Annotated in this window: 26 protein-coding genes; 12 read left to right on the top strand and 14 right to left on the bottom strand. The window is 61.9% G+C overall.

The window, feature by feature from the left end; genetic code table 11:
- Positions 1 to 2 precede the first annotated feature (2 nt).
- Both amn and OH720_RS28000 read left to right on the top strand, forming a co-directional pair.
- Positions 3 to 1502 (top strand): AMP nucleosidase, encoded by a 1500-nt coding sequence (amn, locus tag OH720_RS28005; protein WP_020798730.1) that lies wholly within the window; start codon positions 3 to 5, stop codon positions 1500 to 1502.
- A 69-nt stretch (positions 1503 to 1571) separates the two neighbouring features.
- Positions 1572 to 2207: a pseudouridine synthase gene (locus tag OH720_RS28000; protein WP_272603661.1), complete on the top strand. Its 636-nt coding sequence runs from the start codon at positions 1572 to 1574 to the stop codon at positions 2205 to 2207.
- On the opposite strand, the gene OH720_RS27995 is transcribed toward OH720_RS28000, so the two are convergent.
- Complete coding sequence (locus OH720_RS27995) at positions 2202 to 2411, bottom strand: DUF2788 domain-containing protein (protein ID WP_272603660.1); 210 nt, start codon at positions 2409 to 2411, stop codon at positions 2202 to 2204. The two genes, OH720_RS28000 and OH720_RS27995, sit on opposite strands and share 6 nt — an antisense overlap.
- Positions 2412 to 2624: 213 nt before the next feature.
- A complete protein-coding gene (locus tag OH720_RS27990) occupies positions 2625 to 3104 on the bottom strand; it encodes an Lrp/AsnC family transcriptional regulator (protein WP_007894448.1) in 480 nt (159 codons plus the stop codon).
- Between the two features lie 435 nt (positions 3105 to 3539).
- Between OH720_RS27990 and OH720_RS27985 the strand changes: the two genes are divergently transcribed.
- Positions 3540 to 4541, top strand: a complete 1002-nt coding sequence (locus OH720_RS27985) for a DUF6515 family protein (protein WP_272603659.1) — start codon at positions 3540 to 3542, stop codon at positions 4539 to 4541.
- Here the strand turns inward: OH720_RS27985 and OH720_RS27980 are convergent.
- Both OH720_RS27980 and OH720_RS27975 read right to left on the bottom strand, forming a co-directional pair.
- Positions 4523 to 5431, bottom strand: a complete 909-nt coding sequence (locus OH720_RS27980) for a cation diffusion facilitator family transporter (protein ID WP_272603658.1) — start codon at positions 5429 to 5431, stop codon at positions 4523 to 4525. The genes OH720_RS27985 and OH720_RS27980 overlap by 19 nt on opposite strands.
- Before the next feature lie 29 nt (positions 5432 to 5460).
- Positions 5461 to 5880, bottom strand: a complete 420-nt coding sequence (locus OH720_RS27975; protein WP_272603657.1) for a polyribonucleotide nucleotidyltransferase — start codon at positions 5878 to 5880, stop codon at positions 5461 to 5463.
- 360 nt (positions 5881 to 6240) lie between these two features.
- On the opposite strand from OH720_RS27975, the gene hrpB reads away from it, so the two are divergent.
- A complete protein-coding gene (hrpB, locus tag OH720_RS27970; protein WP_272603656.1) occupies positions 6241 to 8760 on the top strand; it encodes an ATP-dependent helicase HrpB in 2520 nt (839 codons plus the stop codon).
- A gap of 9 nt (positions 8761 to 8769) precedes the next feature.
- Here hrpB and OH720_RS27965 read toward each other — a convergent pair whose 3' ends face one another.
- A complete protein-coding gene (locus tag OH720_RS27965; protein WP_272603655.1) occupies positions 8770 to 9849 on the bottom strand; it encodes an endonuclease/exonuclease/phosphatase family protein in 1080 nt (359 codons plus the stop codon).
- A gap of 66 nt (positions 9850 to 9915) precedes the next feature.
- Positions 9916 to 10590 carry a YciC family protein gene (locus OH720_RS27960; protein ID WP_032832167.1) on the bottom strand — a complete coding sequence of 225 codons (675 nt, stop codon included), beginning with the start codon at positions 10588 to 10590 and terminating at the stop codon, positions 9916 to 9918.
- 176 nt (positions 10591 to 10766) lie between these two features.
- Here OH720_RS27960 and OH720_RS27955 point away from each other — a divergent pair, with 176 nt between their 5' ends.
- The 3 genes from OH720_RS27955 (at position 10767) to OH720_RS27945 (ending at position 12764) form a co-directional block, all read left to right on the top strand.
- Positions 10767 to 11528: a DUF2076 domain-containing protein gene (locus OH720_RS27955; RefSeq protein WP_272603654.1), complete on the top strand. Its 762-nt coding sequence runs from the start codon at positions 10767 to 10769 to the stop codon at positions 11526 to 11528.
- A 128-nt stretch (positions 11529 to 11656) separates the two neighbouring features.
- Positions 11657 to 12136 (top strand): LabA-like NYN domain-containing protein, encoded by a 480-nt coding sequence (locus OH720_RS27950; RefSeq protein WP_007946629.1) that lies wholly within the window; start codon positions 11657 to 11659, stop codon positions 12134 to 12136.
- A gap of 22 nt (positions 12137 to 12158) precedes the next feature.
- Positions 12159 to 12764 carry a 3'-5' exonuclease gene (locus OH720_RS27945; RefSeq protein WP_008066034.1) on the top strand — a complete coding sequence of 202 codons (606 nt, stop codon included), beginning with the start codon at positions 12159 to 12161 and terminating at the stop codon, positions 12762 to 12764.
- 129 nt (positions 12765 to 12893) lie between these two features.
- On the opposite strand, the gene OH720_RS27940 is transcribed toward OH720_RS27945, so the two are convergent.
- Entirely contained in the window at positions 12894 to 13352 is a 459-nt protein-coding gene (locus OH720_RS27940) for an Lrp/AsnC family transcriptional regulator (RefSeq protein ID WP_272603653.1), read from the bottom strand.
- Positions 13353 to 13517: 165 nt separating this feature from the next.
- On the opposite strand from OH720_RS27940, the gene yedA reads away from it, so the two are divergent.
- Positions 13518 to 14459 carry a drug/metabolite exporter YedA gene (yedA, locus tag OH720_RS27935; protein WP_272603652.1) on the top strand — a complete coding sequence of 314 codons (942 nt, stop codon included), beginning with the start codon at positions 13518 to 13520 and terminating at the stop codon, positions 14457 to 14459.
- 65 nt (positions 14460 to 14524) lie between these two features.
- The gene (locus OH720_RS27930) at positions 14525 to 15862 is read left to right on the top strand and encodes a DEAD/DEAH box helicase (RefSeq protein ID WP_272603651.1); all 1338 of its coding nucleotides are present in this window, start codon (positions 14525 to 14527) and stop codon (positions 15860 to 15862) included.
- Positions 15863 to 15978: 116 nt separating this feature from the next.
- Here the strand turns inward: OH720_RS27930 and OH720_RS27925 are convergent, their stop codons facing one another.
- Positions 15979 to 17220, bottom strand: a complete 1242-nt coding sequence (locus tag OH720_RS27925; RefSeq protein WP_272603650.1) for a TIGR03862 family flavoprotein — start codon at positions 17218 to 17220, stop codon at positions 15979 to 15981.
- 280 nt (positions 17221 to 17500) lie between these two features.
- Positions 17501 to 18421, bottom strand: coding sequence for a histone deacetylase family protein (locus tag OH720_RS27920; protein WP_272606533.1), 921 nt, complete (start codon positions 18419 to 18421; stop codon positions 17501 to 17503).
- 77 nt (positions 18422 to 18498) lie between these two features.
- On the opposite strand from OH720_RS27920, the gene OH720_RS27915 reads away from it, so the two are divergent.
- From OH720_RS27915 to OH720_RS27905, 3 genes are all read left to right on the top strand, one after another.
- Positions 18499 to 19068, top strand: coding sequence for a GNAT family N-acetyltransferase (locus OH720_RS27915; RefSeq protein WP_272603649.1), 570 nt, complete (start codon positions 18499 to 18501; stop codon positions 19066 to 19068).
- Positions 19069 to 19173: 105 nt separating this feature from the next.
- Entirely contained in the window at positions 19174 to 20043 is an 870-nt protein-coding gene (gene tesB / locus OH720_RS27910; protein WP_272603648.1) for an acyl-CoA thioesterase II, read from the top strand.
- Complete coding sequence (locus OH720_RS27905; protein ID WP_272603647.1) at positions 20040 to 20633, top strand: HAD family hydrolase; 594 nt, start codon at positions 20040 to 20042, stop codon at positions 20631 to 20633. Before tesB ends, OH720_RS27905 begins: the two co-directional genes overlap by 4 nt.
- Positions 20634 to 20669: 36 nt before the next feature.
- Here the strand turns inward: OH720_RS27905 and OH720_RS27900 are convergent, their stop codons facing one another.
- The 5 genes from OH720_RS27900 to OH720_RS27880 form a co-directional block, all read right to left on the bottom strand.
- Entirely contained in the window at positions 20670 to 21626 is a 957-nt protein-coding gene (locus OH720_RS27900; RefSeq protein WP_272603646.1) for an alpha/beta fold hydrolase, read from the bottom strand.
- Positions 21627 to 22520 carry a KPN_02809 family neutral zinc metallopeptidase gene (gene ypfJ / locus OH720_RS27895; RefSeq protein WP_180204505.1) on the bottom strand — a complete coding sequence of 298 codons (894 nt, stop codon included), beginning with the start codon at positions 22518 to 22520 and terminating at the stop codon, positions 21627 to 21629.
- Between the two features lie 148 nt (positions 22521 to 22668).
- Positions 22669 to 23538: a KPN_02809 family neutral zinc metallopeptidase gene (gene ypfJ / locus OH720_RS27890; RefSeq protein WP_272603645.1), complete on the bottom strand. Its 870-nt coding sequence runs from the start codon at positions 23536 to 23538 to the stop codon at positions 22669 to 22671.
- Positions 23539 to 23690: 152 nt separating this feature from the next.
- Positions 23691 to 24521, bottom strand: coding sequence for an aldo/keto reductase (locus OH720_RS27885; protein ID WP_272603644.1), 831 nt, complete (start codon positions 24519 to 24521; stop codon positions 23691 to 23693).
- Positions 24505 to 26253, bottom strand: a complete 1749-nt coding sequence (locus OH720_RS27880) for an FAD-dependent oxidoreductase (RefSeq protein ID WP_272603643.1) — start codon at positions 26251 to 26253, stop codon at positions 24505 to 24507. Before OH720_RS27880 ends, OH720_RS27885 begins: the two co-directional genes overlap by 17 nt.
- Positions 26254 to 26291 lie beyond the last annotated feature (38 nt).

The raw sequence follows: 26291 nt of genomic DNA, 5'->3' as shown, positions 1-26291 counted from the left end.
AGATGAAGGCCTGCAAGTCAGAACACAGGATGCTGATCGTGACCGAAGCTTTTATTGTCGTTCAAACCGCCGAGCAAGCTGTAGACCGGCTTGCGCTCTTGCACAATCGTGCAACCACCGCGCTGAGCCAGGCGCTCAAGCGTTATCTCAAGGATCGTGTCGAGCCGGACGCCGAGCAACGGGCGATGTTTCGTTATCCCGAACTGCGTCTGACCTACCACTGCCAGGGCGAAGTCCCGCAGACCACGCGCGCCTACGCCAAGGTCCAGTTGCCGGGCACCTACAGCGTCACCGTCACCCATCCCGCCGCTTTCCGTAAATACCTGCTGGAGCAACTCGTGCCGTTGATGCACGACTTCACCGTGACCGTAGAGGTCGGTGTCAGCCAGCAGAACATTCCTTATCCATACGTGGTCGAACAGGGCGACGAGTTGGCCGGTTCCGGTGTCACCGCCGCCGTGCTGGCGCGGGTGTTCCCGAGTACCGACCTGTCGGCGGCGACCGACGGCATTGCCGACGGCTTGTACGATTGGGAAAACACCGATCCGCTGCCCTTGGCGCTGTTCGATGCCGCCCGGGTTGATTTTTCCCTGCGCCGGCTGGTGCATTACACCGGCAGCGACTGGCGGCATGTGCAGCCCTGGATCCTGCTGACCAACTATCACCGTTACGTCGACCAGTTCATCGTCCATGGCCTGGAGCAACTGCGCAAAGACCCGCGCTTCGTGCGCATGGTGCTGCCGGGCAATGTGATCATCGAAAAGAGCATGGATCACGGCGAAGCCTCGGCGATTGCCGCGGGTGTGGTCTGGCATCGCTACCAGATGCCGGCCTACCACCTGATCGCCACCGATGGTCACGGCGTGACCCTGGTCAATATCGGCGTCGGACCGTCAAACGCCAAGAACATCACCGACCACCTGGCGGTGCTGCGTCCGCATTGCTGGCTGATGATCGGCCACTGCGGCGGTCTGCGCCAGTCGCAGACCATTGGCGACTACGTGCTGGCCCACGCCTACATGCGCCGTGACGGAATTCTCGACCGGGTGGTGCCGCCGAACATTCCGATTCCGGCCCTGGCCGAAGTGCAGCTTGCACTGCAGCAGGCGGCGGCCAACATCACCGGCGAGAAGGGCGACGAGCTGAAAAAGCGCCTGCGCACCGGTACCGTACTGACTTACGACGACCGTAACTGGGAGCTGCGCTGGGCCCAGGAGCGGCCGCTGATCAACCTGTCCCGTGCCGTGGCGGTGGACATGGAGAGCGGCACGATCGCGGCCCAGGGTTACCGCTTGCGGGTGCCTTACGGCACGCTGCTCTGCGTGTCGGACAAACCCTTGCACAGCGAGATCAAGTTGCCAGGTTCGGCCAACGCCTTCTATGAACGCGCGGTCAGCCAGCACTTGAAAATCGGTATCGAAGCCGTGGATCTGTTGCGCACCGAGCTCAACTCGTTGCACTCGCGTAAACTGCGCAGCTTCGACGAGCCGCCGTTCCGCTGATTCGCGATGGTCATTTAGCGGTCAGGGCACTAGCATTGTCAGCCCTGACCGTTAGATGTTTTCTTCGCCATGTCCCGTCCTCAACGTCCCGTTTCCCGCCGCCCCGGCGCGAAGCCATCTCCTTCAGCCCCGCGCCGTGTCGCCAAGGCACCACCTGCCGAGCCGAAACTGATTCTGTTCAACAAACCGTTCGATGTGCTGACGCAATTCAGCGACGGCGAAGGGCGGGCGACGCTCAAGGACTTTATCGAGATACCGGGGATCTACCCGGCAGGACGTCTGGACCGCGACAGCGAAGGCTTGCTGCTATTGACCAACGATGGCCAGCTCCAGGCGCGGATCGCCGACCCCAAGCACAAACTGGCCAAGACCTACTGGGTGCAGGTCGAAGGCGAGCCGAGCGCCGAGCAGTTGCAGCGCTTGCGTGACGGTGTTGAATTGAACGATGGCATGACCCTGCCTGCCGAAGCGCGGCAACTGGATGAACCGCAGTTGTGGCCACGCAACCCGCCGGTACGCTTTCGTAAAAGCGTGCCGACCAGTTGGCTGGAGCTGGTGATTCGCGAGGGTCGCAATCGGCAGGTTCGGCGCATGACGGCGGCAGTCGGGCTGCCGACGTTGCGGTTGGTGCGGGTCAGGATCGGCGACTGGACGATCGAAGGGCTCGATCAGGGCCAGTGGAAGGAAGTGCCAGCGCGCTTATAAAGTGCCGGTTTCGATCAGGCCAATGACCACGCTTTTGATCACAAATGCAGCAACGCCAAGGCCCAGCACGAAAAACAGAATGAACGAGCCGAAGCGTCCGGCCTTGGACTTTTTCGCCAGATCCCAGACGATGAAACCCATGAAAATGATCAGGATGCTGACCAGGCCGGTCATCATCCACTCTTCGAAAATTGCAGGATCCATTGAACATCTCCGCGCGGGCGAGGCTAAAAGGGCGCGGCGAGTATACGCCAATGGATATTGGCTGCGAGTTGATCTGCGGCAGTGTGTCGCAGCTATTCGTCGCCTGTGCCGGCCCCATCGCTGGCAAGCCAGCTCCCACAGGGCTTCGTGTCGGGCACAATATGGCGATCGACACAAAACCTTGTGGGAGCTGGCTTGCCAGCGATGGCGGTTTCAGCTACGCAGATGAGTCAAAGGCAGTTCAGTGCTGTTCAAAACCTGATTCAACACAAAACTCGACCGCACACTGGTCACCCCTTCAATCCGCGTCAGATGCCCCAGCAGCAATTTCTGGTAATGGTCCATGTCCGGCACCACGACCTTGAGCTGATAATCGGCATCCATCCCGGTCACCAGGCTGCATTCCAGTACCTGCGGCAAGGTGCGGATGGCGGCTTCGAAGTTTTCGAATCGCTCCGGTGTGTGCCGGTCCATGCCTATCAAAACATACGCTGTCAGGCTCAGGCCGAGCATCTTGCGGTCGAGCAGGGCGACCTGGCGGGTAATGTAGCCGTCGTCTTCCAGTTGCTTGACCCGCCGTGAGCAGGGGGAAGGTGACAGGCCGATGCGTTCGGCCAGCTCCTGATTGGAGATGCGCGCGTCGCGCTGCAATTCAGCCAAAATGCTCAGGTCATATCGGTCAAGTTTGCTCATCAAACGGTCCCTTGTCATAACTATTGCGACAGATTATCTATCCAGGGTTAAAAATTGCGCAAGTGATGTTTATTTGAGCAATATTCGCAATCCTCTGCCGGCGCTCCAGGCCTATTCTTATCACCAGAATCACTGCTCGGACAAACAGTCCAATGCGGCCCGCCGAATCAGGCCCGCCGCGGTCGCCACCCCCACAGGGGATGTGCTGGCCCCCGAGCTGCACACTGTCCAGAAGACGGCGTGAGGTGAGCCGACGTCAAAAGCGTCGAGCACGGACGAAGTTCTCAAGGGGAGGCCGACGGGTCTCCCCTTTTTCTTGCCCGCTATTTGGCGCCTGCCCTCAATAAATAAGTTTCGCGACTGATAACCTGTTGCAGAACCGGCCTGTGCATTTCCAGTCTTACCTACAGGCCCTGACCCGCATAGAGGAAAAGCATGAGATCGCGCATCTGGCGTTTGGCCGGTGTTGGTTTGCTGTGTTTCAGTGTCACCGCGCAAGCGCTGGCCGACCAGCCGCAGAACCGCGGCCCCGATGGCGGACAACACGGAGACGGCGGGCATCAGGGCAACAATCAGGGCCATGACGGCAACAACCCGCCGCGCCCGCAGAATGGCCAGCAACCGAATCAGCACAACGGCCAGAATCAAAACCAGAACAACAACCAATGGCAAAGCCGTCCAGCGCCGGATTACAACAGCCGGGTGCGCTCGCCGCCACCACCGCCGCAACTGCCAGCCAATGACCTGCCCATCCAGCCTCGACCCGACACCGTGCAACAGACTCAGCCGCCGCGGCGTGGATACTATCAGGACGAGCCGCGGCGCAACGATCCTGACCCCCGCTGGAATGGCTATATCGGTGCGCCGTCCCACGACAACAACCACTGGCAGGGTCGTCCCAGTGGTCACGGCAATGGCTGGGGCCCCGGCCCGCAGTATCATCCGGGGCACGTGATCGAGCGCTTCCCGGACCGCGACTACCGTGTGCCCTATGGTGGCCGCGATTACTACTACTCCGGCGGCTACTGGTATCGCCCGCAGGGCCAGCGTTACGTGGTGGTGCAGCCGCCACGCGGGATTCGCATCCAGTACCTGCCCGATTACGCTCGTGAAGTCTGGATCGGGGGGTCGTTGCTGTTCCTCGCGGCCGGTTCCTACTACGCCTATCAGGAAAGCACCCAGGATTACGTGGTGGTCGAGCCGCCTGGCCAACCGTTGGCAACCGGCAATGGCTACGACGTGGAGGCTTATCCGGCCAACGGCCAGTCACCGGAACAGGTCAACCAGGACGGCTACGATTGCTATCGTTGGGCGGTCGAGCAGAGTGGTTTTGACCCGCGGGTCGATACCTATCAACCGGACCCGGCGGTGGTACAGACCTACCGTCAGGCCCAGGGCGGTTGCCTGGGCAGTCGCGGTTATCGGGTGACGTTCTGAGCCCTGGCGGCTTTGACGACTTCCTGCGGATCGGCGTGCACCAGCACTTCGGCCCGCGGGTAGGCGGCGTGAATCGCGTCGGCGGCCTGGTCGCTGATGCCGTGGGCGACTGACAGGGTCAATTCCCCCGGCAATTCCAGGTGCAGCTGCACAAACCACTGGTTGCCGGAAATCCGCGTGCGCAAATCATGGGCGCCCAATACCCCCGGCACACTGCAGGCCAGTTCCAGCATGTGCTGGCTGACATCCGCCGGCAGCTCCTCATCCATCAATACCGCAAAGCTTTCCCGGGCGATCGTGACTGCGCTCCAGAAAATGTAGGCGGCAATGCCCAGGCCGAACCAGGGGTCGACCTGATGCCAGCCAAACCCGGCGAGCACCAACGCCACCAGGATGCTGCCATTGAGCAGCAGGTCCGAACGGTAATGCAGGGAGTCGGCGCGCACCGCGTTGGAGCCGGTGGCTTTGACCACTCGATGCTGCACCATCAGCAGCACCAAGGTCAGGAGCAGCGAGAACACGATCACCCCGATGCTGATCCACGGTGCGCCCACCGGTTCCGGATGCTTGAGCCGCTCCAGTGCCTGCAGCGCGATCAACACCGCACTGCCGCCGATGAACAGCGCCTGGGCCATGCCGGCCAGTGACTCGGCCTTGCCATGCCCGTAGCGATGATCGTCGTCGGCCGGGCGCAACGCGTAGTGCACCGCCAGCAGGTTGAGCAGCGAGGTCACGCCGTCAAGGGCCGAGTCGGTCAACCCGGCGAGCATGCTCACCGAACCGCTCAGCCACCAGGCGATGGCTTTGGCGACGATCAGCGTGCAAGCCACCGCCACCGAGGCACGGGTCGCCAGCCGCAGCAGGCGGGCGTGTTCGGAGCTGGATATCATGGGTGCGGATGTTCCTTGTCGTGCCCCGATTACGCGGCCGGATGCAGGCCGAACATGGCCAGTTGCTGGGCGCTACCCTTGTGCTGGATCAGGCGTGGATCGTCCAGCGGCAAGCTGCGGCCCGTTTCACGCTCCAGGATAGTCTGCAGCTTGAGGTTATCGACCTTGCCGTCGGCACCGATGGCTTCCTTGAGTTTTTCCGGCGCCACCTGTGCGGTTTCGCCCGGTGCGAAGTAAATCGCGCCGGTGGCGAAGTCCACGCCAAATGCGATCAGGCCGGGGATGACGTAGAACAGCAGGCCCACGGCATCGAGCACGGCAATGGCCGGGTCGATCTTGCCGTCGATCTGGCCACGGCGATCGGGGTAGAAGATCGAGCCGCACGCAGTGAGCTGGGTCAGCAGGGTCGCGACCAAAACACCGCCGATCAGGCGAAAGGGAACACGCATATGAAATCTCCTGGGTTATTTCCAAACGAAGCGTAGTCGGTATGAATTAAGACCCTGACGAACGCCCCGCAGTTCGCCGTTATACTCGCCGCGGCAGGACGTGCCCACAGTAAATTGCGGCCGCGTCTCACCCCACCGGAATAGTTGAGGATTAACGTTGTTTTTTCCAGATCGACAATGCGTCATGGCCGATGAATGTTATCGGGGTTCGGCCCTCCGGGCTGAAGCTGTGGGCGTGCCATGCTGCGTTGCGGGACTTGGCAAGGAAACGACCCTTGCCTGCGTCCCGCGCCTTGCCTGGCACGCCCACAGCTTCAACGCGACTCGCAATTTACTGTGGGCACGCCCTGGGGAGCCAGCATGATTTCTTTGCCGATTGATGAAGTTTTACCCGCCCTGCGTGAAGCCCTGGCGACACGCCACGAAGCCGTGCTCGAAGCACCGCCCGGTGCCGGTAAGACCACCCGCGTGCCCTTGGCCTTGCTTGATGAGCCGTGGCTGGCCGGGCAAACCATCCTGATGCTTGAACCGCGCCGCCTGGCCGCGCGGGCGGCAGCGGAGCGTCTGGCCAGTGAGCTGGGCGAGAAGGTTGGTGAAACCGTGGGTTATCGCATTCGGCTCGACAGCAAGGTCGGCCCCAACACCCGAATTGAAGTGGTTACCGAGGGCATCCTCACCCGGCGCTTGCAGGATGATCCGGCGCTTGAAGGCGTGGGCCTGTTGATCTTCGACGAATTCCACGAACGCAGCCTCGACGCCGACCTGGCGCTGGCCTTGAGCCTCAATGGCCGGGAACTGTTCCGTGACGATCAGCCGCTGAAGATCCTGCTGATGTCGGCCACCCTGGAAGGCGAGCGCCTGGCCGGGTTGCTCGACGATGCGCCAATCCTGCGCAGCGAAGGGCGCATGTACCCGGTGGCGATGCGCTGGGGCCGGCCATTCCAGGCCGGTGAATTCATCGAGCCGCGATTGGTGCAGACCGTTCTCGAAGCCTTGAACGATGAGTCCGGCAGCGTGCTGGTGTTCCTGCCGGGGCAGGCCGAGATCCGTCGCGTGCATCAACAACTGGTGGATGCGCTGGGCGATAACACGCAAATCCTGCTCTGCCCGTTGCATGGTGAGCTGGACCTCGCCGCGCAACGGGCGGCGATCGATCCGGCGCCGCCGGGTAAACGCAAAGTGGTGCTGGCCACCAACATCGCCGAGACCAGCCTTACCATCAACGGCGTGCGCGTGGTGATCGACGCCGGGTTGGCGCGGGTGCCGCGTTTCGATCCCGGCAGCGGCATGACCCGCCTCGACACCCAACGTATTTCCAAGGCCAGTGCTACCCAGCGTGCGGGCCGGGCAGGGCGACTGGAACCGGGTGTGTGCTATCGCTTGTGGTCGCAGGACCAGCACGAACAATTGGCGGCTTATGGCAGTGCGGAAATTCTTTCGGCGGATCTCGCCGGGTTGGCGCTGCAGCTGGGGCGTTGGGGCGTGACACCAGGCCAGCTGGTTTGGCTGGATGTACCTCCGGCAGCCGCTTATGCACAGGCTCAGGACTTGCTGGTTCGTCTTGGCGCGCTGGAGGGCGAAGCGCTGACCCGTCACGGTCAGGCCATGGCCGAACTGCCGGCGCATCCCCGTATCGCGCACCTGTTGTTACGTGGGCAGGCGCTCGGCTTGGCCGACATGGCTTGCGATGTCGCGGCCTTGCTCGGCGAGCGCGATATCCTGCGTGGCGCCGGCGCCGACTTGCACAGCCGATTGGCGCTGTTGTCCGGCGAAGCGCGCGGCGCTCGTGGTGGCCAGGGTGGCGTACAACGAGCCCGGCAGCTGGCGCGGCAGTATCGAGGTTACCTGCGCGCCAAGGCGTCGGAGCCGGTCGGCGATCCCGATCATCCACGCTGGCTCGGTGCGCTGCTGGCCTTGGCCTATCCCGACCGCGTCGCCCAACAACGCCGTGCCGGCGGCGCCGAGTATCGCCTGGCCAACGGTCGCGCCGCGCTGTTTGCCGAAGCCGACAGCCTGATGAAGCAGCCGTGGCTGGTGATTGCCGATCTCGGCAGTCGACAAGGCCAGCGTGAAGAGCGGATTTATCTGGCGGCGGATTTCGATCCGGCGTTGTTCGACTCGGTACTGGCCGAACAGGTGCGATGCGTCGATCAACTGGATTGGGACGAGCGCGAAGGTGTGCTGCGGGCCGAGCGCCAACGCAAGGTGGGCGAGCTCGTCCTCAGCCGCGAACCGTTGACCGGTCTCGATGAAAGCGCCCGCAGCAAGGCGTTGGTCAACCTGGTGCGGCGCAAAGGCCTGGAGCTGTTGCCGTGGACCCCGGAGTTGCGCCAGTGGCAGGCTCGGGTGGCGTTGTTGCGCCAGCTGGACCTGGGCGGCAAGGGCGAAAGTGATTGGCCAGATGTCAGCGATGCTGCGCTGCTGAACACCCTTGAGCATTGGTTGATGCCGTATCTTGGCAAAGTCTCGCGACTCAGTCATTTCGCCAATCTCGACCTCTCGAGCATCGTTCACAACCTGTTGCCGTGGCCACTGCCGCAACGCTTGGACGAAATGGCGCCGCACCACTTGAGCGTGCCATCGGGTTCATCGATTCGTCTGGATTACAGCGAACAGCCGCCGATTCTGGCGGTGCGCTTGCAGGAGCTGTTCGGCCTGGCCGAAACCCCGCGCATCGCCGGTGGCCGGCAAGTGGTCAAGCTGCATTTGCTGTCACCGGCGCGGCGGCCCGTGCAGGTAACCCAAGACCTGGCGAACTTCTGGCGCAGCACCTACGCCGAGGTGAAAAAAGACCTGAAGGGACGCTATCCGAAACATTACTGGCCGGATGACCCGCTGGTAGCCGAAGCCACGGCGCGGATCAAGCCGCGCAAGCAATGACGCTGTAATCTACGGCGCGGCGGGCAGCAGAAACCGCGCAATCACCGGCAGGTGGTCGGAGATGCGCAGGGTATCGTCTTGCCGCACCGTCGCCTCGACCCGCTTGATCCGCGGGCTGTAGAACAGATAGTCGACGGTCCGGTCCGGGCCGTTCAAGCCGGCATCGTTGGGGTAATGGGTCAGCCAGCGCGCGCGGTCGATGCCGCTGGATTCGTTGTTGGTGGGGATCATCGGGTACTTGTCCCACAATAGATGCAGGGCGCTGTCGGCGGAGTACGGGGTGCGCTGTTCGCTGGGCAAGCGCTGGTATTGCCCCAGCGGCAGCAGGTTGAAGTCGCCACCGATCAGCCAGGGCGTGCCGCGGCTTTCGAACTTGTCGAGGGCCTTGGCCACTGCCGCGACCTGAGCCTGCAACGTCTCGTCAGGTTGGGTCGCTCGGTCCAGATGGGTGTTGAGGACCGCGAGCTGGCCACCGTCGCTCAATGGCAGGTAGGTCACCAACAGAGCGTTTTTCGGTTGGAACTGGCGACTGATCGGGTTGGCCGAAGCGATCGGCAATTGCAGGCGTTCGGCGTGCTCGATCTGATAACGACTCAAGGTCGCCAGTTGCCGGCCGACGCTGCCGAAAATGTGCGGGTTGGGCACGAAGTCAGCCTTCCAGTCGAAGGCATGGGCGCTGCACGGATACAGGTCGGTGAGCCGCTCCTGCAGCAGTTTGAGCTGGTTCTGGTAGTCGCTGGCCTTGGCGCCGTCATCGAGTTCCTGCAGCAGCACGACGTCCGGTTGCTCGTCGCGGATAACCCGCGCCACTTCGTCGAGGCTGAAGGCCATGTCTTCCGGCGTGGGGGCGTCGTCGGCGCCGGCGGCCAGGTCATTCCAGAACACGTAGCGCTTGCCCGCCAGGTACTGGACGTTCCAGGTCATGACCTTCAGTGCCTGGCCGGGTGCCAGGACTGGCGCCTGAGTACTGCACGCAACCGGCGCTGTTTCCCTGGCCTCGGGGCGCCAGGTCAGGCTGTAGGTCATCACAGCGATCAAACCGATGACGATCAACAATCCCAGCAAGGTGTAGCGCAGCAGTCGGGTCATGGCTCGGCTTATCGCGTTACGGAAATTGCCCCCGAGCATACCCGACTGACGAGCGGTCGCCCAAGGTCAACGTGGGCCGTCGATTTTTTCCGGTACTTCGCTGATCAGCATGAACAGGCGGAACAGCACCACGCTGGTGAACAGTTGCAAGAAGCTGTGGGCACTGTCGATCAACAGCGAGATCGCCGGGTTCTGCGGCTCGGGGTACGCCGCCAACGTTGCGCCCTTGAGCAACCACAAGGGCCCCATCACACACAGGATGCACACCAGGATGCGCATGAAGTGGCCACGGGTCAGGCGCAGGCTTTCCTTCATGGCCTGCAATGGCGCCAGGCCACGCAGTACCAGGAGGTATTCGCCGAAAGCCAGGGTTACCATCAGCCAGATGCCCGGCAGGAAGTACAGCGACAGGCCCAGCAGGATCAGCAGGGTGTTCAGGGCGGTCAGCAAGGCGAAACGCGGCCACAGATAGGCGGACCTCGACAGTAGCTCGCGGTTGCTGGGCGATTCGCCACGGCTGCGGGCGTCGAGGAACAGGATCAGGGCGGCGGTGTACAGCGGATAAACCAGCAGGCCGACGATCACACTGATGCCGGGAAAACTGTCCGGCTCGGTGGAGTGGTCGACCACTTGTTGCAACAGGGCCTCGATGATCACCAGCGGCAGGCACAGCTGCACGATCTGGCCCAGATTGCGTTTGAAGAAATACAAGGAGTCGCGCAGTACATCGAACGGATTCATCAGTAGATATCGCAGTTGAAAGCAGTGGCCCACTTTAACCGATGATGCGCGGGAGGGCGCAAACGTAAACGTTCGGTAAAACTCATTGAAACAACTTGTTTCAGCCTCCATTAAGGTCGGGCACCTTATCCTTTATGGGTAAAGGCAACGATTTCCCAGGCAATCATGAGGTCGCCATGAACAGCGAAGAACAAACCCTGATCGATGGACTGTTTTCCCGGCTGCAACAGGCCGAGACGGACTCAGCCCCGCGCGACGCCCAGGCCGAGGCGCGGATCAAGGAGCACCTGGCACGCCAACCGGCGGCGGGTTATTTCATGACCCAGGCGATTCTGGTGCAGGAGGCGGCGATCAAGAGCCTCGACGGCCAAAACCAGCAACTGGTGGAGCAAATCCAGAAATTACAGGCCGAACTGCAGCAGGCCAAGGCGCAAACGCCAGCCCCGGCGACGAGCAGCGGTGGCTTTTTGTCTAGCCTCTTTGGTGGCAGTCCGCAGCCTGCGCCCACACAAAGCGCGCCGGTGTCGGGCGGTGGCGGCTGGCGCGAGCCGGCGCGGCCGTCGTTCAATACGCAGCCGCCGCAGCAGAACTTCGGTGCTGCGCCACAGCAGGGCTATGCACCCCAGCAACAGGCCCCGGCGGCGGGCAGCGGCTTTCTCGGTGGCGCGCTGAAAACCGCGGCTGGTGTGGCGGGTGGCGTGATGCTGGCACAAGGCATCAGCAGTCTGTTTCACCACAACCAGGCACCCCAGGAAGTCGTCGAAGTCATCAAGGAAGAACCGGCCCAGGTCAACGACCAGGGCAACAATGGCTGGGGCGATGACCAGCGCATGGCCGGCAACGACACCTATGCCGACAACCAGGGCGGTTTTGCCGATGCCGACTACAGCGATGACAGCTCATCGTTCTTTGGCGGCGACGACGACTCGTTCATCTGACACACCATTCGTCCGGGGCGCTGCGGCGCTTCGGGCCGATTATTCGCGAAACTCTGCTTTGGGCTGGCATACTGGGCGACTTTTCGGGCCTGGTGCCCGGTCCTGCCTGCGCTTTATCGAGGTGTCCGGTGAAAAAAATCGCAGTGTTCGCCGATGTCCAGAACCTCTATTACACCGTGCGCCAGGCTTATGGTTGCCACTTCAACTATGCCGCGTTGTGGGCTGACATCAGCAAGCAAGGCGAGATTGTCGAGGCCTATGCCTACGCGATCGATCGTGGCGACAGCAAACAGCAGCAGTTCCAGCAGATCCTGCGCAACCTCGGTTTCACCGTGAAGCTCAAGCCCTATATCCAGCGCAGCGATGGCTCGGCCAAGGGCGACTGGGACGTGGGCATCACCCTCGACATCATGGACGCGGCCGACCATGTCGATGAAGTGGTGCTGGCTTCTGGCGACGGTGATTTCGACATGCTGCTGGAGCGCATCATCAGCAAGCACGGCGTGCAAGCGGTGGCCTACGGGGTACCCGGCCTGACGGCCAACTCGCTGATCCGCGCCGCCAGCCGCTACGTGCCGATCGAAGGCGCGTTGCTGCTCAAGAATTGATTTTTACGGAGTTCAAACAGGTTTGGAACGCATAGCAGTCATCGACTTTGAAACCACCGGGATCTCTCCGAGCAGCAGTTGCCGGGCCACGGAAATTGCCGTGGTGATCCTTGAGCAAGGGCGCATCGTCGAGCGTTACCAGAGCCTGATGAACGCCGGCGTGCGCGTCCCTGGCTTCATCGAACAACTGACCGGCATCAGCAACGCCATGCTGCGCACCGCGCCTTCGGCCGAGCAGGTGATGAACGAGGTCAACGAGTTCGTCGGCACCACGCCATTGCTGGCCCACAACGCCGCGTTCGACCAGAAGTTCTGGGATTTCGAACTGGGGCGGATCAAACGCACGCGCCTGCAGAACTTTGCCTGCTCGCTGCTGCTGGCCCGGCGCCTGATGCCCGCGGCACCGAACCACAAGCTCGGCACCCTCACCACCTTCGCCAACCTGCCCCACACCGGCAAGGCTCACCGGGCCATGGCCGACGCCGAGATGGCGGCTAACCTGACGGTGCATCTGGCCGAAGAACTGCGGCACAAGCATGGCTTGAGCGAGCTGTCCCATGATCTGTTGTGCAAATTGCAGAAAGTGCCGGCGGCGAAGGTGGGCGAACACCTCAAGCGCTATCGCTGATCCCGAGTCCTGCAAGTAACCCTTGTGAGAGCCAGCCTGCTGGCGATTACGGTGTGTCATTCAACCTCTTGGTGGGCTGAACCACTGCAATCGCCAGCAGGCTGGCTCCCACATTGGTATGTGTTGATCTCAGGTTTGTTTGCCATTGCCTTCGATGTGCCCCAACGGCACCCGCTTCTCTATCGCACTCGACAACACAATCGATGTCTTGCTGAAGCCAAACGTGGCAATCCGGTTGATCAAATCTTCCAGCTCCGGCATCGAACCCACCGCCGCTTGCATGATCACGCACGGGTCACCGGTCACGCGGTGGCATTCGGTCAGTTGCGGGATCTTGATCAGGTCGTCGTAGGCTTTCTGGTTGCCGTGCTGGTTCAGGCGCAGTTCGATGACACACTGGATCGGCAAGCCGAGCTTGGCCATGTCGACCTTCGCCTGGTAACCGGTAATCACGCCGCTGGATTCGAGCTTGGCCACGCGTTCGGCCACGGCCGGGGCGGAGAGGTTGACCTTGCGCGCGAGGTCCGCGTAAGACGCGCGACCGTTTTCCAGGAGGGCGCTGAGCAGCATGCGGTCGTACTTATCCATCGAGGCAACTCCTGAAAATGACGGACTTTCGAAAACACGGTTTATAGCGCTGAACTCCGTGTTTTGAAAAGTGTACCGGCGGTTTAAACAGGTTTTGTAACTTATTTTCTCGCGTCAGCCTTTCTAGAATAGCCGTTCACCTGTTCTGCCTGTGAGCTGCCTATCATGTCCGGCCTACGTCGCTTTCCCTTACCGTTAATCGCTGCCTTCTTCGCGCTCTACGTGATTTGGGGCTCGACCTACCTGGTGATCCGCATCGGTGTGGAGTACTGGCCGCCCTTGCTGCTCGCGGGCATTCGCTTCGTCATCGCCGGAAGCCTGATGTACGCCTTCCTGCGCTGGCGCGGGGCGCCGGCCCCGACCTGGGCGCAATGGAAAGCCGCCGGGATCATCGGTGTGTTGCTGCTGGCGTGCGGCAACGGCGCGGTCAGCGTGGCCGAGCACACGGGCGTGGCTTCCGGCGTGGCCGCGCTGGCGGTGGCGACGGTGCCGCTGTTTACCTTGCTCTGTGGTTATTTCTGGGGCGCGCGTAATACCCGTCTTGAATGGGCGGGCGTTGCGCTTGGGATGATCGGCATCGTCATGCTCAACCTCGGCTCCAACCTGCAATCGAGCCCGCTGGGTGCGGCGTTGCTGATCTTCGCTGCGGCCACCTGGGCATTCGGCTCGGTGTGGAGCAAGCACTTGCCGTTGCCGCAAGGCGCAATGGCCAGTGCCGTGGAAATGCTGGTCGGCGGCGTGGTGTTGCTGATCGCCAGTGCGCTGAGCGGTGAACACCTGGAGAAGGTCCCGCCCATCGAGGGCTGGGCGGCGCTGGCGTACTTGACCGTGTTCGGTTCGATCATTGCCTTCAACGCCTACATGTATCTGCTCAAGCATGTGCGTCCGGCGGCGGCCACCAGTTATGCCTACGTCAATCCGGCGGTGGCCGTGTTGCTCGGGATCGTGTTTGTCGGAGAAACCATTGGCATCGAGGAAGCGCTGGCCATGTTGGTGATCATCAGTGCGGTAGTGCTGATTGGCCTGCCGCAATGGCGTCGTTCACCGGAGCGGCCAGTGGTGAAGGTGGAGCCGACGGTAGTGCCGACAGAATCCCGTGTGAATTAGGGTAAACTGCGCGCCATTGCATACTTGTTTCGCACAATCGCGCTGATTTTTCCTACGGTACTCCCATGACTTTCGCCACCCTTGGCCTGATCGAACCCTTGCTGCGCTCCCTTGAGACGCTCGGCTACCAGACTCCGACGCCGGTTCAGGCACAAGCCATTCCAGCGGTGCTGGCCGGTCGCGACCTGATGGCCGCGGCCCAGACCGGCACCGGCAAGACCGCCGGTTTCGCCTTGCCGCTCCTGCAACTGCTGGCCATGGAAGGGCCGAAAGTCACCGCCAACTCGGTGCGTGCGCTGATTCTGGTGCCGACCCGAGAGCTGGCCGAGCAGGTTCACGAAGCGGTGCGCCAATATGCCGAGAACCTGCCGCTGCGGACCTACGCGGTGTACGGCGGTGTCAGCATCAACCCGCAAATGATGAAGCTGCGCAGCGGGGTCGACCTGCTGGTGGCGACCCCGGGCCGTTTGCTCGACCTGTTCCGCCAGAACGCACTGAAGTTCAATCAGCTGCAAACCCTGGTGCTGGACGAAGCCGATCGCATGCTCGACCTGGGTTTCTCCGAGGAGCTGGCGAACATCTATAAGGCGCTGCCGAAGAAACGTCAGACGCTGCTGTTCTCCGCCACCTTCTCCGACGACATCCGCCTGCTGGCCGGGCAAATGCTCAACGATCCGCTGAGCATCGAAGTCAGCCCGCGCAACGTCGCCGCCAATACGGTCAAGCAATGGATCGTGACGGTCGACAAGAAGCGCAAGCCGGAGCTGTTCGTTCACTTGATGCGCAAGGGCAAGTGGAAGCAGGTGCTGGTGTTCGCCAAGACCCGCAACGGCGTGGACGCGCTGGTGGAAAAACTCCAGGGCCTGGGCATCAACGCCGATGGCATCCACGGCGACAAGCCCCAGGCGACCCGTCAGCGCGCGCTGGACCGCTTCAAGCTCAGTGAAGTGCAGATCCTGGTCGCCACCGACGTCGCGGCCCGGGGCCTGGATATCGAAGACCTGCCATTGGTGGTCAATTTCGATTTGCCGATCGTGGCCGAGGATTACATCCACCGTATCGGTCGTACCGGGCGTGCCGGCTCCACCGGCGAGGCGATTTCCCTGGTGTGCGCCGATGAAGTGAATCTGCTGTCGGCCATCGAAATGTTGACCCGTCAGACGCTCAAGCGTCAGAACGAGCCGGACTTCGAGCCAGAGCATCGCGTGCCGGACACCGATGCCAGTGGCCAGGTGGTCAAGAAGCCGAAGAAACCGAAGAAGCCCAAAGCGTCGGGTGGTGGCGGTAAACGCAATCTCGGCAAGTGGGTCGACAGCGGGGAAGCTGCGCCAGCGGAGCCTTCGATCAAGCCTGTGCGCAAGGTGCCAGTGTTCAACACTGGGCCGCGTAAGCGTAAGCCTTGATTACACGCTGCGCCTGTTAAGCCCTCATCGCCAGCAGGCTGGCTCCCACAGGGGATTTGTGTCGTTCACAAAAACTTGTGGGAGCCAGCCTGCTGGCGATGAGGGCGACGGGGTCTTCAGCTCTTGCGCTGCAACCACTCAACCATCCCAAGTCCCGCCGCACGCCCACTGGCGAAACACGCGGTCAGCAGATAGCCGCCAGTTGGCGCTTCCCAATCGAGCATTTCCCCCGCGCAGAAAACCCCAGGCATGTGCTTGAGCATCAAACGCTCATCCATCGACTCGAACTTCACACCTCCCGCACTGCTGATGGCTTCGTCCAGCGGTCGGGTTTTCACCAGTGTCATTGGCAACGCCTTGATCGCTTTGGCCAGCAGTCCCATGTCGGTAAAGGTTTCGGCAGATGTCAGCTCTCGCAACAACGCCGCTTTCACCCCATCAATACCCAACTGACTGTGCAAATGTTTAGCCATCGAGCGTGAGCCGCGTGGTTTGCTCAATGCCGCCTGGATTTTATCCACAGGTCGGCCGGGCAGCAGGTCCAGATGAATGGTCGCCGAGCCATGCTGGTTGATCGCTTCACGGATCGGTGCGGACAAGGCGTAGATCAGGCTCCCTTCAATCCCGGTCGCAGTGATCACGCATTCACCCAGCCTTGGCACGTCATCATCGAGGCCGATGGCGATGTTTTTCAGTGGCGCGCCGGCGAACTTGCTGACCATCAAGTCGCTCCAGGCCCGCACCTCGAAGCCGCAATTACTTGGCTGCAGCGGCGCGAGTCCTACCGCCTTTTGCTCCAGTGGCAGCATCCACGCGCCGTCCGAACCCAGGCGCGCCCAACTGCCGCCACCGAGGGCGAGGAGGGTCGCATTGGCTTGAACCGTTTTTTCGCCATCGGGGCTGTCGATGCGCAAACCGCCGTGATCATCCCAGCCGAGCCAGCGGTGGCGGGTGTGGATAACTACGTCGCTGTCGCGCAGGCGTTTGAGCCAGGCACGCAGCAGGGGCGCGGCTTTCATGTCGGTGGGAAAGACCCGGCCGGAACTGCCGATAAAGGTGTCGATGCCCAGCCCGTGAATCCACTGGCACAGCGCATCGGCACCGAAGGCGCGCAGCAGCGGCGCAATCTGTGGCGCGCGTTCGGCATAGCGCGAGAGGAAGACCGGGTAGGCTTCGGAGTGGGTGATGTTCATGCCGCCGACGCCCGCCAGGAGGAATTTTCGCCCCACCGAAGGCATGCCATCGTACAGGTCGACCTTGATCCCGGCCTGGCTCAACACTTCAGCCGCCATCAGACCGGCGGGGCCGCCGCCGATGATGGCGACATTATGGGAAAAGGCTGACGAGAATTGAGTCATGGAATGCGCTGCGGTCTGACGGGATAAGCCGGGCATTCTAGCAGCCCCGTCCTCTGTAGGAGCGAGCCTGCTCGCGATTGCGGCGCTACATTCAACATCTGTGGCCCTGACAGACCGCTATCGCGAGCAGGCTCACTCCTACAGGGTTTACAGGTGAATCTAGTGGCTGGTTAAAAAACAACCACCACTCTGTAGCCCACACCCCGCATAGCCTGCAGTCCCTTTCCCGCAGGTTATCCACAGGCGGCTCCACAGACATTGTGGGTAAAGCATCCACAACTCAGTGACAGCCTGATGACTCCCAGACCCGCTGGGCACTGTGATGGAGGATGCCATGACGACGGGCGAGGGCCTGACGGTCCTTGCTGTAGCCGCCGCCGATCACGCCGACCACCGGGATATCGCGGCCCAGGCAATGGCGCATCACGCTTTCATCGCGGGCGGCGACACCGTTGTCGGTCAGTTTCAGGTAACCCAGTGCGTCGTCTTTATGCACGTCGACACCCGCGTCGTACAGCACCAGGTCCGGCTGATAGAGGGGCAAGAGGTAGTTGAGCGCATCGTCCACCACTTTCAGGTAATCGGCATCGCCCATGCCGTTGGGCAGCGGGATGTCCCAGTCACTTTCGGCTTTGCGTGCAGGAAAGTTCTTCTCGCAGTGCAGGGAAACGGTCACCGCTTCCGGTGTGTTGTGCAGAATGCGTGCAGTGCCGTCGCCCTGATGCACATCGCAGTCGAAGATCAGCACCCGATTCACCCGACCACTCTCCAGCAGGAAATGACTGATCACCGCCAGGTCATTGAAGATGCAGAACCCGGCGGGGTAATCGTAATGGGCATGGTGGGTGCCGCCGGCCAGGTGGCAGGCCAGGCCATGCTCCAGCGCCTGTTCCGCCGCCAGCAGCGAACCGCCGACCGCGCGCACCGTGCGCCGGGCCAGGGCTTCGCTCCAGGGCAGGCCGAGGCGTCGTTGGTCTTCGCGGGACAGATCGCCACTCATGTAGCGCTCGATATACGAAGGGTCATGGGCGAGGGCGAGAATGTCCGGTGGGCACAACTGTGGGCGCAGCAGGTCGGCGTCGCGCGTCAGGCCGCTGTCCACCAGGTGATCGCGCAGCAGGCGAAACTTGTCCATCGGGAAGCGGTGATCCGCCGGGAACTCGGGACTGTAGTCTTCGTGGTAGATCAGCGGCAGCGGCATGATGATTTCGTAGCGCAATGAGTGAAGGATCCTACCAGCGTTGTAGACTGGCGGCATGGAATTGGGGGAGGGGCACGATGGAGCCGATACTCGAACTGGCGAGCGCGCGATTGCTGTTGCGGCAGTGGCGTGATGAGGATTTGCCAGAATTTGCCGCGATGTGCGCCGATCCACAGGTCATGCGCTATTTTCCCGCACCCTTGAGTCGATTGGAAAGTGCGTCGTTGATTGGCAGGGTTCGCGAGCACTTTGCCGAGCATGGCTTTGGCTTCTGGGCCCTGGAGCGCAAAGACACCGGCCAGTTCATCGGTTTTACCGGTCTGGGCGTGGTCGGTTTCGACGCGCCTTTCACCCCGGCCGTTGAAATCGGCTGGCGCCTGGCGCGCGAACACTGGGGCCTTGGTTATGCCAGCGAAGCGGCATGGACGGCTCTGCGTTGCGGGTTTGATCGCCTGGTACTGAATGAAATCGTGTCCTTTACCGCGACCAGAAACCTGCCGTCGCAGAAAGTCATGCAGGCGATCGGCATGCATCACGATCCGTCCGATGACTTCGATCACCCCAGGCTTGCCCTCGATCATCCCCTGCGCCACCACGTGCTGTATCGCATCAGCCGTGAACAATGGCTGCAAACCTTGCATGGATAACCTGGCACGGACGTTTACAATGGCCCCTATATTGGCAGGGGCCAGATACTGAATCGACCGACGCAGCCAGGACTGCGCGGCATTGCGTTGTGTGAGGAGAGCTGAATGAGCCAAGTGTTGGATGATCTGGTCGACCTGCTGAGCCTGGAATCGATCGAAGAAAACCTGTTCCGTGGCCGCAGCCAGGACTTGGGGTTTCGTCAGCTGTTCGGTGGCCAGGTGCTCGGTCAGTCGCTGTCGGCGGCCAGTCAGACCGTTGAAGAAACACGCCACGTGCATTCGCTGCATGGCTATTTCCTGCGCCCGGGCGACGCCAAGTTGCCAGTGGTTTACTCCGTAGACCGCGTGCGCGACGGCGGCAGTTTCAGCACCCGCCGGGTCACGGCGATCCAGAAGGGCCAGCCGATCTTCACCTGCAGCGCCTCGTTCCAATACGACGAAGCAGGATTCCAGCACCAGACACAAATGCCGCAAGTGGTCGGCCCGGAAAACTTGCCATCGGAACTGGAGCTGACCCAGCAACGCGCTCACCTGATCCCCGAGCACATGCGTGAAAAACTGCTGTGCCCGAAACCGATCGAATTTCGCCCCGTCACCGAGGAAGATCCCTACAACCCGAAAGCCAGCGATCCGGTCAAATACGTCTGGTTTCGCGCCGACGGCGCCTTGGCCGACTCCCCGGCATTGCACAAGTATTTGCTGGCCTACGCATCGGACTTCGGCTTGCTGACCACCTCGATGTTGCCCCACGGCAAATCGGTCTGGCACAAGGACATGCAGGTCGCCAGCCTCGACCACGCGTTGTGGTTCCACGCTGACCTGCGCGCCGATGACTGGTTGCTGTATGCGATGGACAGCCCATGGGCCGGCAATTCCCGTGGGTTCTCCCGTGGCAGCGTGTTCAACCGCGCCGGGCAACTGGTGGCCTCAGTCACCCAGGAAGGCCTGATTCGCCATCGCAAGGATTGGGCATGAGCCTGGCCGAAATACGCCACTGGGTGTTCGACATGGACGGCACCCTGACCGTGGCGGTGCATGATTTCGCAGCGATCCGCGAGGCGTTGGCGATCCCGGCTGAAGCCGACATCCTGACGCATCTGGCGGCACTGCCGGTCGAAGAAGCCAGCGCCAAGCACGCCTGGTTGCTCGAGCACGAGCGCGATCTGGCGCTGGGCTCGAAACCGGCACCGGGGGCTGTGGAGCTGGTGCGTGAATTGGCTGGCCGCGGTTATCGCCTGGGCATTCTCACACGCAATGCCCGGGAGCTGGCGCATGTCACGCTGGAGGCGATCGGCCTGGCCGACTGCTTTGCGGTAGACGATGTGCTGGGCCGCGATGAAGCACCGCCGAAGCCGCATCCTGGTGGATTGCTGAAGCTGGCCGAAGCCTGGAAGGTGTCGGCCAGCGAGATGGTGATGGTCGGTGATTACCGGTTTGACCTGGATTGTGGTCGTGCGGCGGGAGCGCGGACGGTGTTGGTCAACCTGCCGGATAATCCGTGGCCGGAGTTGACCGATTGGCATGCGGCTGATTGTGTCGAATTGCGGCAGTTGCTGTCGGCGTGATTTTCAAGGGCAAAAGATCGCAGCCTGCGGCAGCGCCTACTGAAACAAGGCCTGCTGCCCCTGGGGCGACGTAAACATCCCTTCCCCGTTATGCCCGACCCCGGGCACTTCGATCAGTTGCTGCTGCAACCCTTGCGGTTGCAGCCGCTTCAGGTAAGCGAAGTAGTAGCGACCCCGGGCCAGTCGATTCGGCCCCTGGGCTTTTGCCTCACAGGTTTTATCCAGCGCCGGATGGTTCGGGTCGACGTCCTGTTGCCCCAGCAGATAAACGATGTCGCGCTTGAGGTACTTTTCCTGCAGCAGCGCGGCGGTTTGTCCTTCTGCGTAGGCTGGCAAATCCGCCAGCCCGTACTTCCAGCGGTTGAATTGCGGACATCCCGCATGACTGAAGGCCACGGGCCGACGCTCATCGAAGTAGGTGTAGGAAGAGGGGTTGGCGATCACGTAGCGCAACTGCACGCCGGCGGCTTCCAGGGCCGGTTTGTCGTGGCCCAGCAAAGCGTAGCGCTGAACTACTTGAGCGCCCCCCGAGTGACCGGCAATGACGATTTGCTTCAAGTCCGGAAACTGCTGACGATCACCCAGGCGGGCGATGATTTCGTCCAGCGCGTCAAAGGAACTCAGACGAAAGGGTGCGGTGGATTCACCGCCAGCCATCCACTCATTGCCCTGCCAGCGCAAGACAGTTTCCGCCACCGGGTGCTGGGCAACGTCGGTTTCATTGAGAAATTGCGGGGCGATCACCAGGGTCGTAGCGCTTTGTCCGGCCAGTTCGACCGCGCTTTTGCCGCTCTGGAGATAGGTTTGCGCGTTGCGCAAGCGACCATGGACGATGATCAATACCCGCTCGATTTTTGCCGGGGCCGGGCTGATGCCCACCGCTATTTCACCGGATTTCAACAGCAGGCGCCCGGGGCTGAGTTCCTTGACTCCGTGCTCGGCCGCTTGGGAGGTTGCACAGGTAAACAGTACGACTAACCACCACTTCTTCATTTACAGATTTTTCGCCGCAAAGGTATCGCACTGGCCAACCTGGCCCTGGGCGAATCCGGTTTTGAACCAGCGCACCCGTTGCGCTGACGTACCATGGGTAAATGAGTCAGGCACCACACGGCCCTGACCTTGTTGTTGCAAGCGATCGTCGCCAATGGCGTTCGCCGCGTTCAACGCTTCTTCGATATCGCCCGGCTCCAGCCAGTTCAGACGCTTCTGCGCATTGTTGGCCCAGACCCCGGCCAGGCAGTCGGCTTGCAGTTCCTGGCGCACCAGCAAACCGCCATCGCCTTCCATCTGCCGGCCTTGCTGGCGAGCGGCCTGGATCTTCGCCGAAACACCGAGCAAGGTTTGTACGTGGTGACCGACTTCGTGAGCGATCACATAGGCCTGGGCGAAGTCGCCCGCGGCCGCAAAGCGCTGGGACATCTCCTGGAAGAAGGCCATGTCCAGATAAACCTTCTGGTCTGCGGGGCAGTAGAAGGGGCCAGTCGCCGATGTCGCCAGTCCGCAGGCCGAATTGACCCGGTTGCTGAACAACACCAGGGTCGGGTCCTTATATTGCCGGTCCGCCTGCTGGAAAATCTGGCGCCAGGTATCCTCGGTATCACCCAGGATCGAGCGGACGAACTCGGCCCCTTCATCGTTGGCCGGTGGTGCCTGGCGTGTCTGGGAGGTGGTGGGTGCCGATTGTTGACCCATCTGCCCGGTCAGTTGTCCGAGGATCTGCAGCGGGTCCTGGCCGGTGATCCAGCCGATGCCTACGATCAGCAGGATCGCCGTCAGGCTCAGGCCCTTGCCGCCACCAAAGCGCATCCCGCCGCCACCGCCGCCGACCTCATCGCCACGGGCATCGACCACGTTGTCGCTGCGTCGGCCTTTTTTCCATAGCATGTGGGAATCCTCTGATGTTGCGGGTAAAGAACCGTGGGATGAGTGTTGCTGCTGAGTAGGACCGGCGCCAGTCCGGTCGTCAGACAGCCGGGAGCGGCAGCGGTTCTGTCCAGGCGGCAACATCAGGGGATTCATTGACGGGCGGGTATCACAGCGCGTCGGCGGCGAAGGTGTCACAGGCCTCCGGCAGGCCTGTGACAAATCCTGTCTTGAACCAGTTCACGCGCTGGAGGGACGTGCCGTGGCTGAAGGTCTCTGGCCGAACCTGGACATTGCGCGATGCTTGCAGTTGGTCGTCTCCGAACATTGCCGCGGCATTCAGGGCGGCTTCGATATCCCCCGGCTCCAGCCAGTCCAGACGCTGTTGCGCGTGGTGCGCCCAGACACCGGCCAGGCAATCGGCCTGCAACTCCGCGCGCACTTCCAGCCCGCCATCGCCGCTGACCGGTTGTTGCTCGAGCAAGGCTTTTTCGAAGGGTTCGGAAAGGCCCAGTTCAAGCTGCACGTGATGGCCGATTTCGTGGGCGATGATATAGGCCCGCGCGAAGTCACCGACCACTGAAAACTGTTGCTCAAGCGTGCGGAAAAACTCGAGGTCGAGATACACCTGCCGATTGCCTGGGCAATAGAACGGGCCACTGCCGGAGCTGGCGAAACCACAGCCCGAGACCACGCCGTTGTTGAACAGCGTCAGGGTGGGGTGTGGATATTGCCGGCCCATTTGCGCGAACAGTTGGTTCCAGGTGTCTTCGGTGTCGCCCAGCACCGACTGGACAAACATCAACTGCAGATCTTCTTCAGGCTCGATCGAGGGTTGAGGGAGAGGGCGGTCCAGGGTGTAGGAGGGTTCGAGTGGAGTAACGTCTGCTGGCGTGTCCAGTGTCGAATAGAGTCCGGCGCTGGCGAGGGCGACGGCGGCCAGCCCAGCGGCCAGTGTTGTCCCTGTAAGTGTGCGGGCATCCTTGCCCTCGCGTATGTCACTCACGTTTTTGCTGCGTCTTGCCTTGTTCCATAGCATGTTGGCGGTCTCTCATAGATTGATGGGGCGCATGGCGCCGGGTCTATGAATAACCGCACTGGCAAAGGCGTGTGGGTGAAATGTGTAAGGTTTGGTAAGGCCACCGTCAGTGCGACGGGTGTCGCACATCGAAAGTGGCCCTTTCGCACTTATTAATCGAATGCGTCCCACACCGGCGCAAAGTCCGGACTGACCAGGCGCTCGCGCTTGGACAGGCCAGCAATCAGCGCCCGGTCCTGATCATCCAGGTTGACGGCAAGCGCTGCCAGGTTGGCCAATTGGTTGGCCTCGCTGCTGGCCTTGGGGATAGCCGCCACGTTCGGCTGATCCAGCAGCCATTTGAGTGCGACCTGGGTCGGCAATACCCCGTGTTTGGCGGCGATGTCCTGGATAACCGGAATATCCGAGACCTTGTTGCGTGCCAGCGGCGAATAAGCCGTCAGTGCCATGTCGTGTTGACGGGCGTAGTCCAGCAGTGCGTTTTGTCCGAGCAGCACGTGGTACTCGACTTGGATGGCTGAAAGCGGCGCGCCCAGTTTCTCGACCACAGTGCGCAGCAGGGGCAGCGGGAAATTCGCCACGCCGATGTTGCGCGCCAGCCCCTGCTCCTTGAATGACACCAGGGTTTCGATCGTACGCGGCAAGTCCCAATCGGTGCTGGGCCAGTGGATCATGAAGAGGTCGATGTAATCGCTGTGCAAGGCCTTGAGGCTGCGATCCATGGAATGGCGCATGGCGTCGGGTTGCAGCTGGTCCCACCAGACCTTGCTGGTGACGTGGATGTGTTCGCGGGGTGCCTTACTGTTCAGCAGCGCCTGGCCGACAGCGTCCTCGTTGTTGTAGGCCGCCGCGGTATCGATGTGTCGATAACCCAGCGCCAGGGCCTGTTCCACTGCTCGCGTGCACTCTTCACCGAGCATCGGCCAGGTGCCAAGGCCGAGCTTGGGCATGTTCAAACCCTGTGCGTTAACGATGTGCTTCATGGTCGATCTCCTTTTCATAAGCAGTGATGCCGGCGATATGGCGCGCGGCGATGTAGCCGAACGTCAGCGCCGGCCCCAGGTTGATGCCGCCAGCGGGGTAGTGGCCGCCCATGATGCTGGCCATGTCGCCTCCCGCCGCATACAGGCCGGTGATGGCCTGGCCCAAGTCGTCGAGGACCTGGGCGTGTTGATTGACCTTGAGCCCGGCAAAGGTGCCGAAACAACCCGGTTCGACTTTCACGGCGTAGAACGGTCCTTGCTCGATCGGTGCGACGCAGGGGTTGGGCTGCTGCAGCGCATCACCCTGTTTGCGGTTGTAGGGCGTAGAACCGCGGCCGAATTGCGGGTCTTGGCCGTTGCGCGCGTGGCGGTTGTAGTCCGACACGGTGGTGCGCAAGCCGACCGGGTCTATGCCGCAAGCCTGTGCCAATTCCTCGAGGGTCTTGCCACTTTTCAGATAACCGCTGCGGATAAAGGATGACAGCGGCACCGGAAACGGCCGGGAAATACCCAGGCCATAACGTCGCTGGAAGCCATGGCTGCAGATGAGCCAGGAGGCCACTGCTTCGCCGGGCGGGGCGCTGGCGACCATGGCCGTCACGTAATCGTAGTAGCCGTTGGCTTCGTTGACGAAGCGCTGACCGTTGCTCAGCACCCCGATGATCCCAGGCTTGCCGCGCTCGATGATGTGCGGGAAGTGTCCGCTGCTGCCATCGCGGTATGGCACTCGCGAAACCGGAGCCCAGGCCACCGGCGATGCCTGGTCGGTGTCGACTTTGGCGCCAGCACTCTCGCCCAGCCGCAGGCCATCGCCAGACACGCCGAGGGGCGGCAGGGCCAGGTGTTCGTGTCCGGTTGGTGTACGGGGGAACAGGGCCTTGCGCCGTTCGATGTCATTGGCAAAACCGCCGGCCGCGAGCACCACCGCCTTGCGGGCCTTGATGCGGATCGAACCTTTGGCGGTGCTAACCACCGCGCCTTTCACCTTATTGTTCTCGCGCAATAACTCGGTGACCGGTGCCGACTCCCACAGCAACACGCCAAGATCGTCGGCGGATTTCGCCAGGCGCGCTACCAGCGCCACGCCGTTCACCAGTTGCATCGCCCGGCCATGCACGACGAGGTCGAGCAAATGGCGCGTGAAGCGCCGTGTAACGTGCCAGGCCGCTGACAACGAACGGGTCAGGTTGAGGAACGCGGCAAGGTCTGCGCCCGCCATGATCGGCATGCCCATGAAGGAGGTTTCGCGCATGGTTTTGCGCAGGCGCTTGAGCAGCTTGCCAACGTTTCGCGCGTCATACGGCGCGGCAATTACCGAACGCCCACCGGTACCGGCGCCCGGCGTGTCGCCATGAATGTCGGCAATTGCGTTGCCATCGGCAAATTGCAGCGAGGTGTGCTGTTCGAAGAAAGCCACCATGCGCGGAGCGGCTTCAAGGAAGGCATCGATCATCTCTGGGTCATAGTGATCACCCAGTTCGTGTTTCAAGTAAGTGCGCGGTTGTTCAACGTCTTCGACGATGCCGGCCCGCCGCGCCAGGGGATTGCACGGTACCCACGCCCAGCCGCCGGACCAGGCGGTGGCACCGCCAAACACCGAGTCTTTTTCCACCACTATCACTTTCAGGCCATGCCATGCAGCCGTCACGGCCGTTGCCAGGCCGGCCGCACCTGATCCGACGATCAGTACATCGCAGTCGATGTCGGGAAGGCAGTACGGTTGGGCAGGCATGGCGTGAACTCCGGCGTTTATTTTTTTGGAATCTGATT

Source organism: Pseudomonas sp. WJP1 (genome assembly GCF_028471945.1).
Taxonomy (GTDB): Bacteria; Pseudomonadota; Gammaproteobacteria; order Pseudomonadales; family Pseudomonadaceae; genus Aquipseudomonas.
This window is presented reverse-complemented; position numbering and strand designations above follow the sequence as displayed.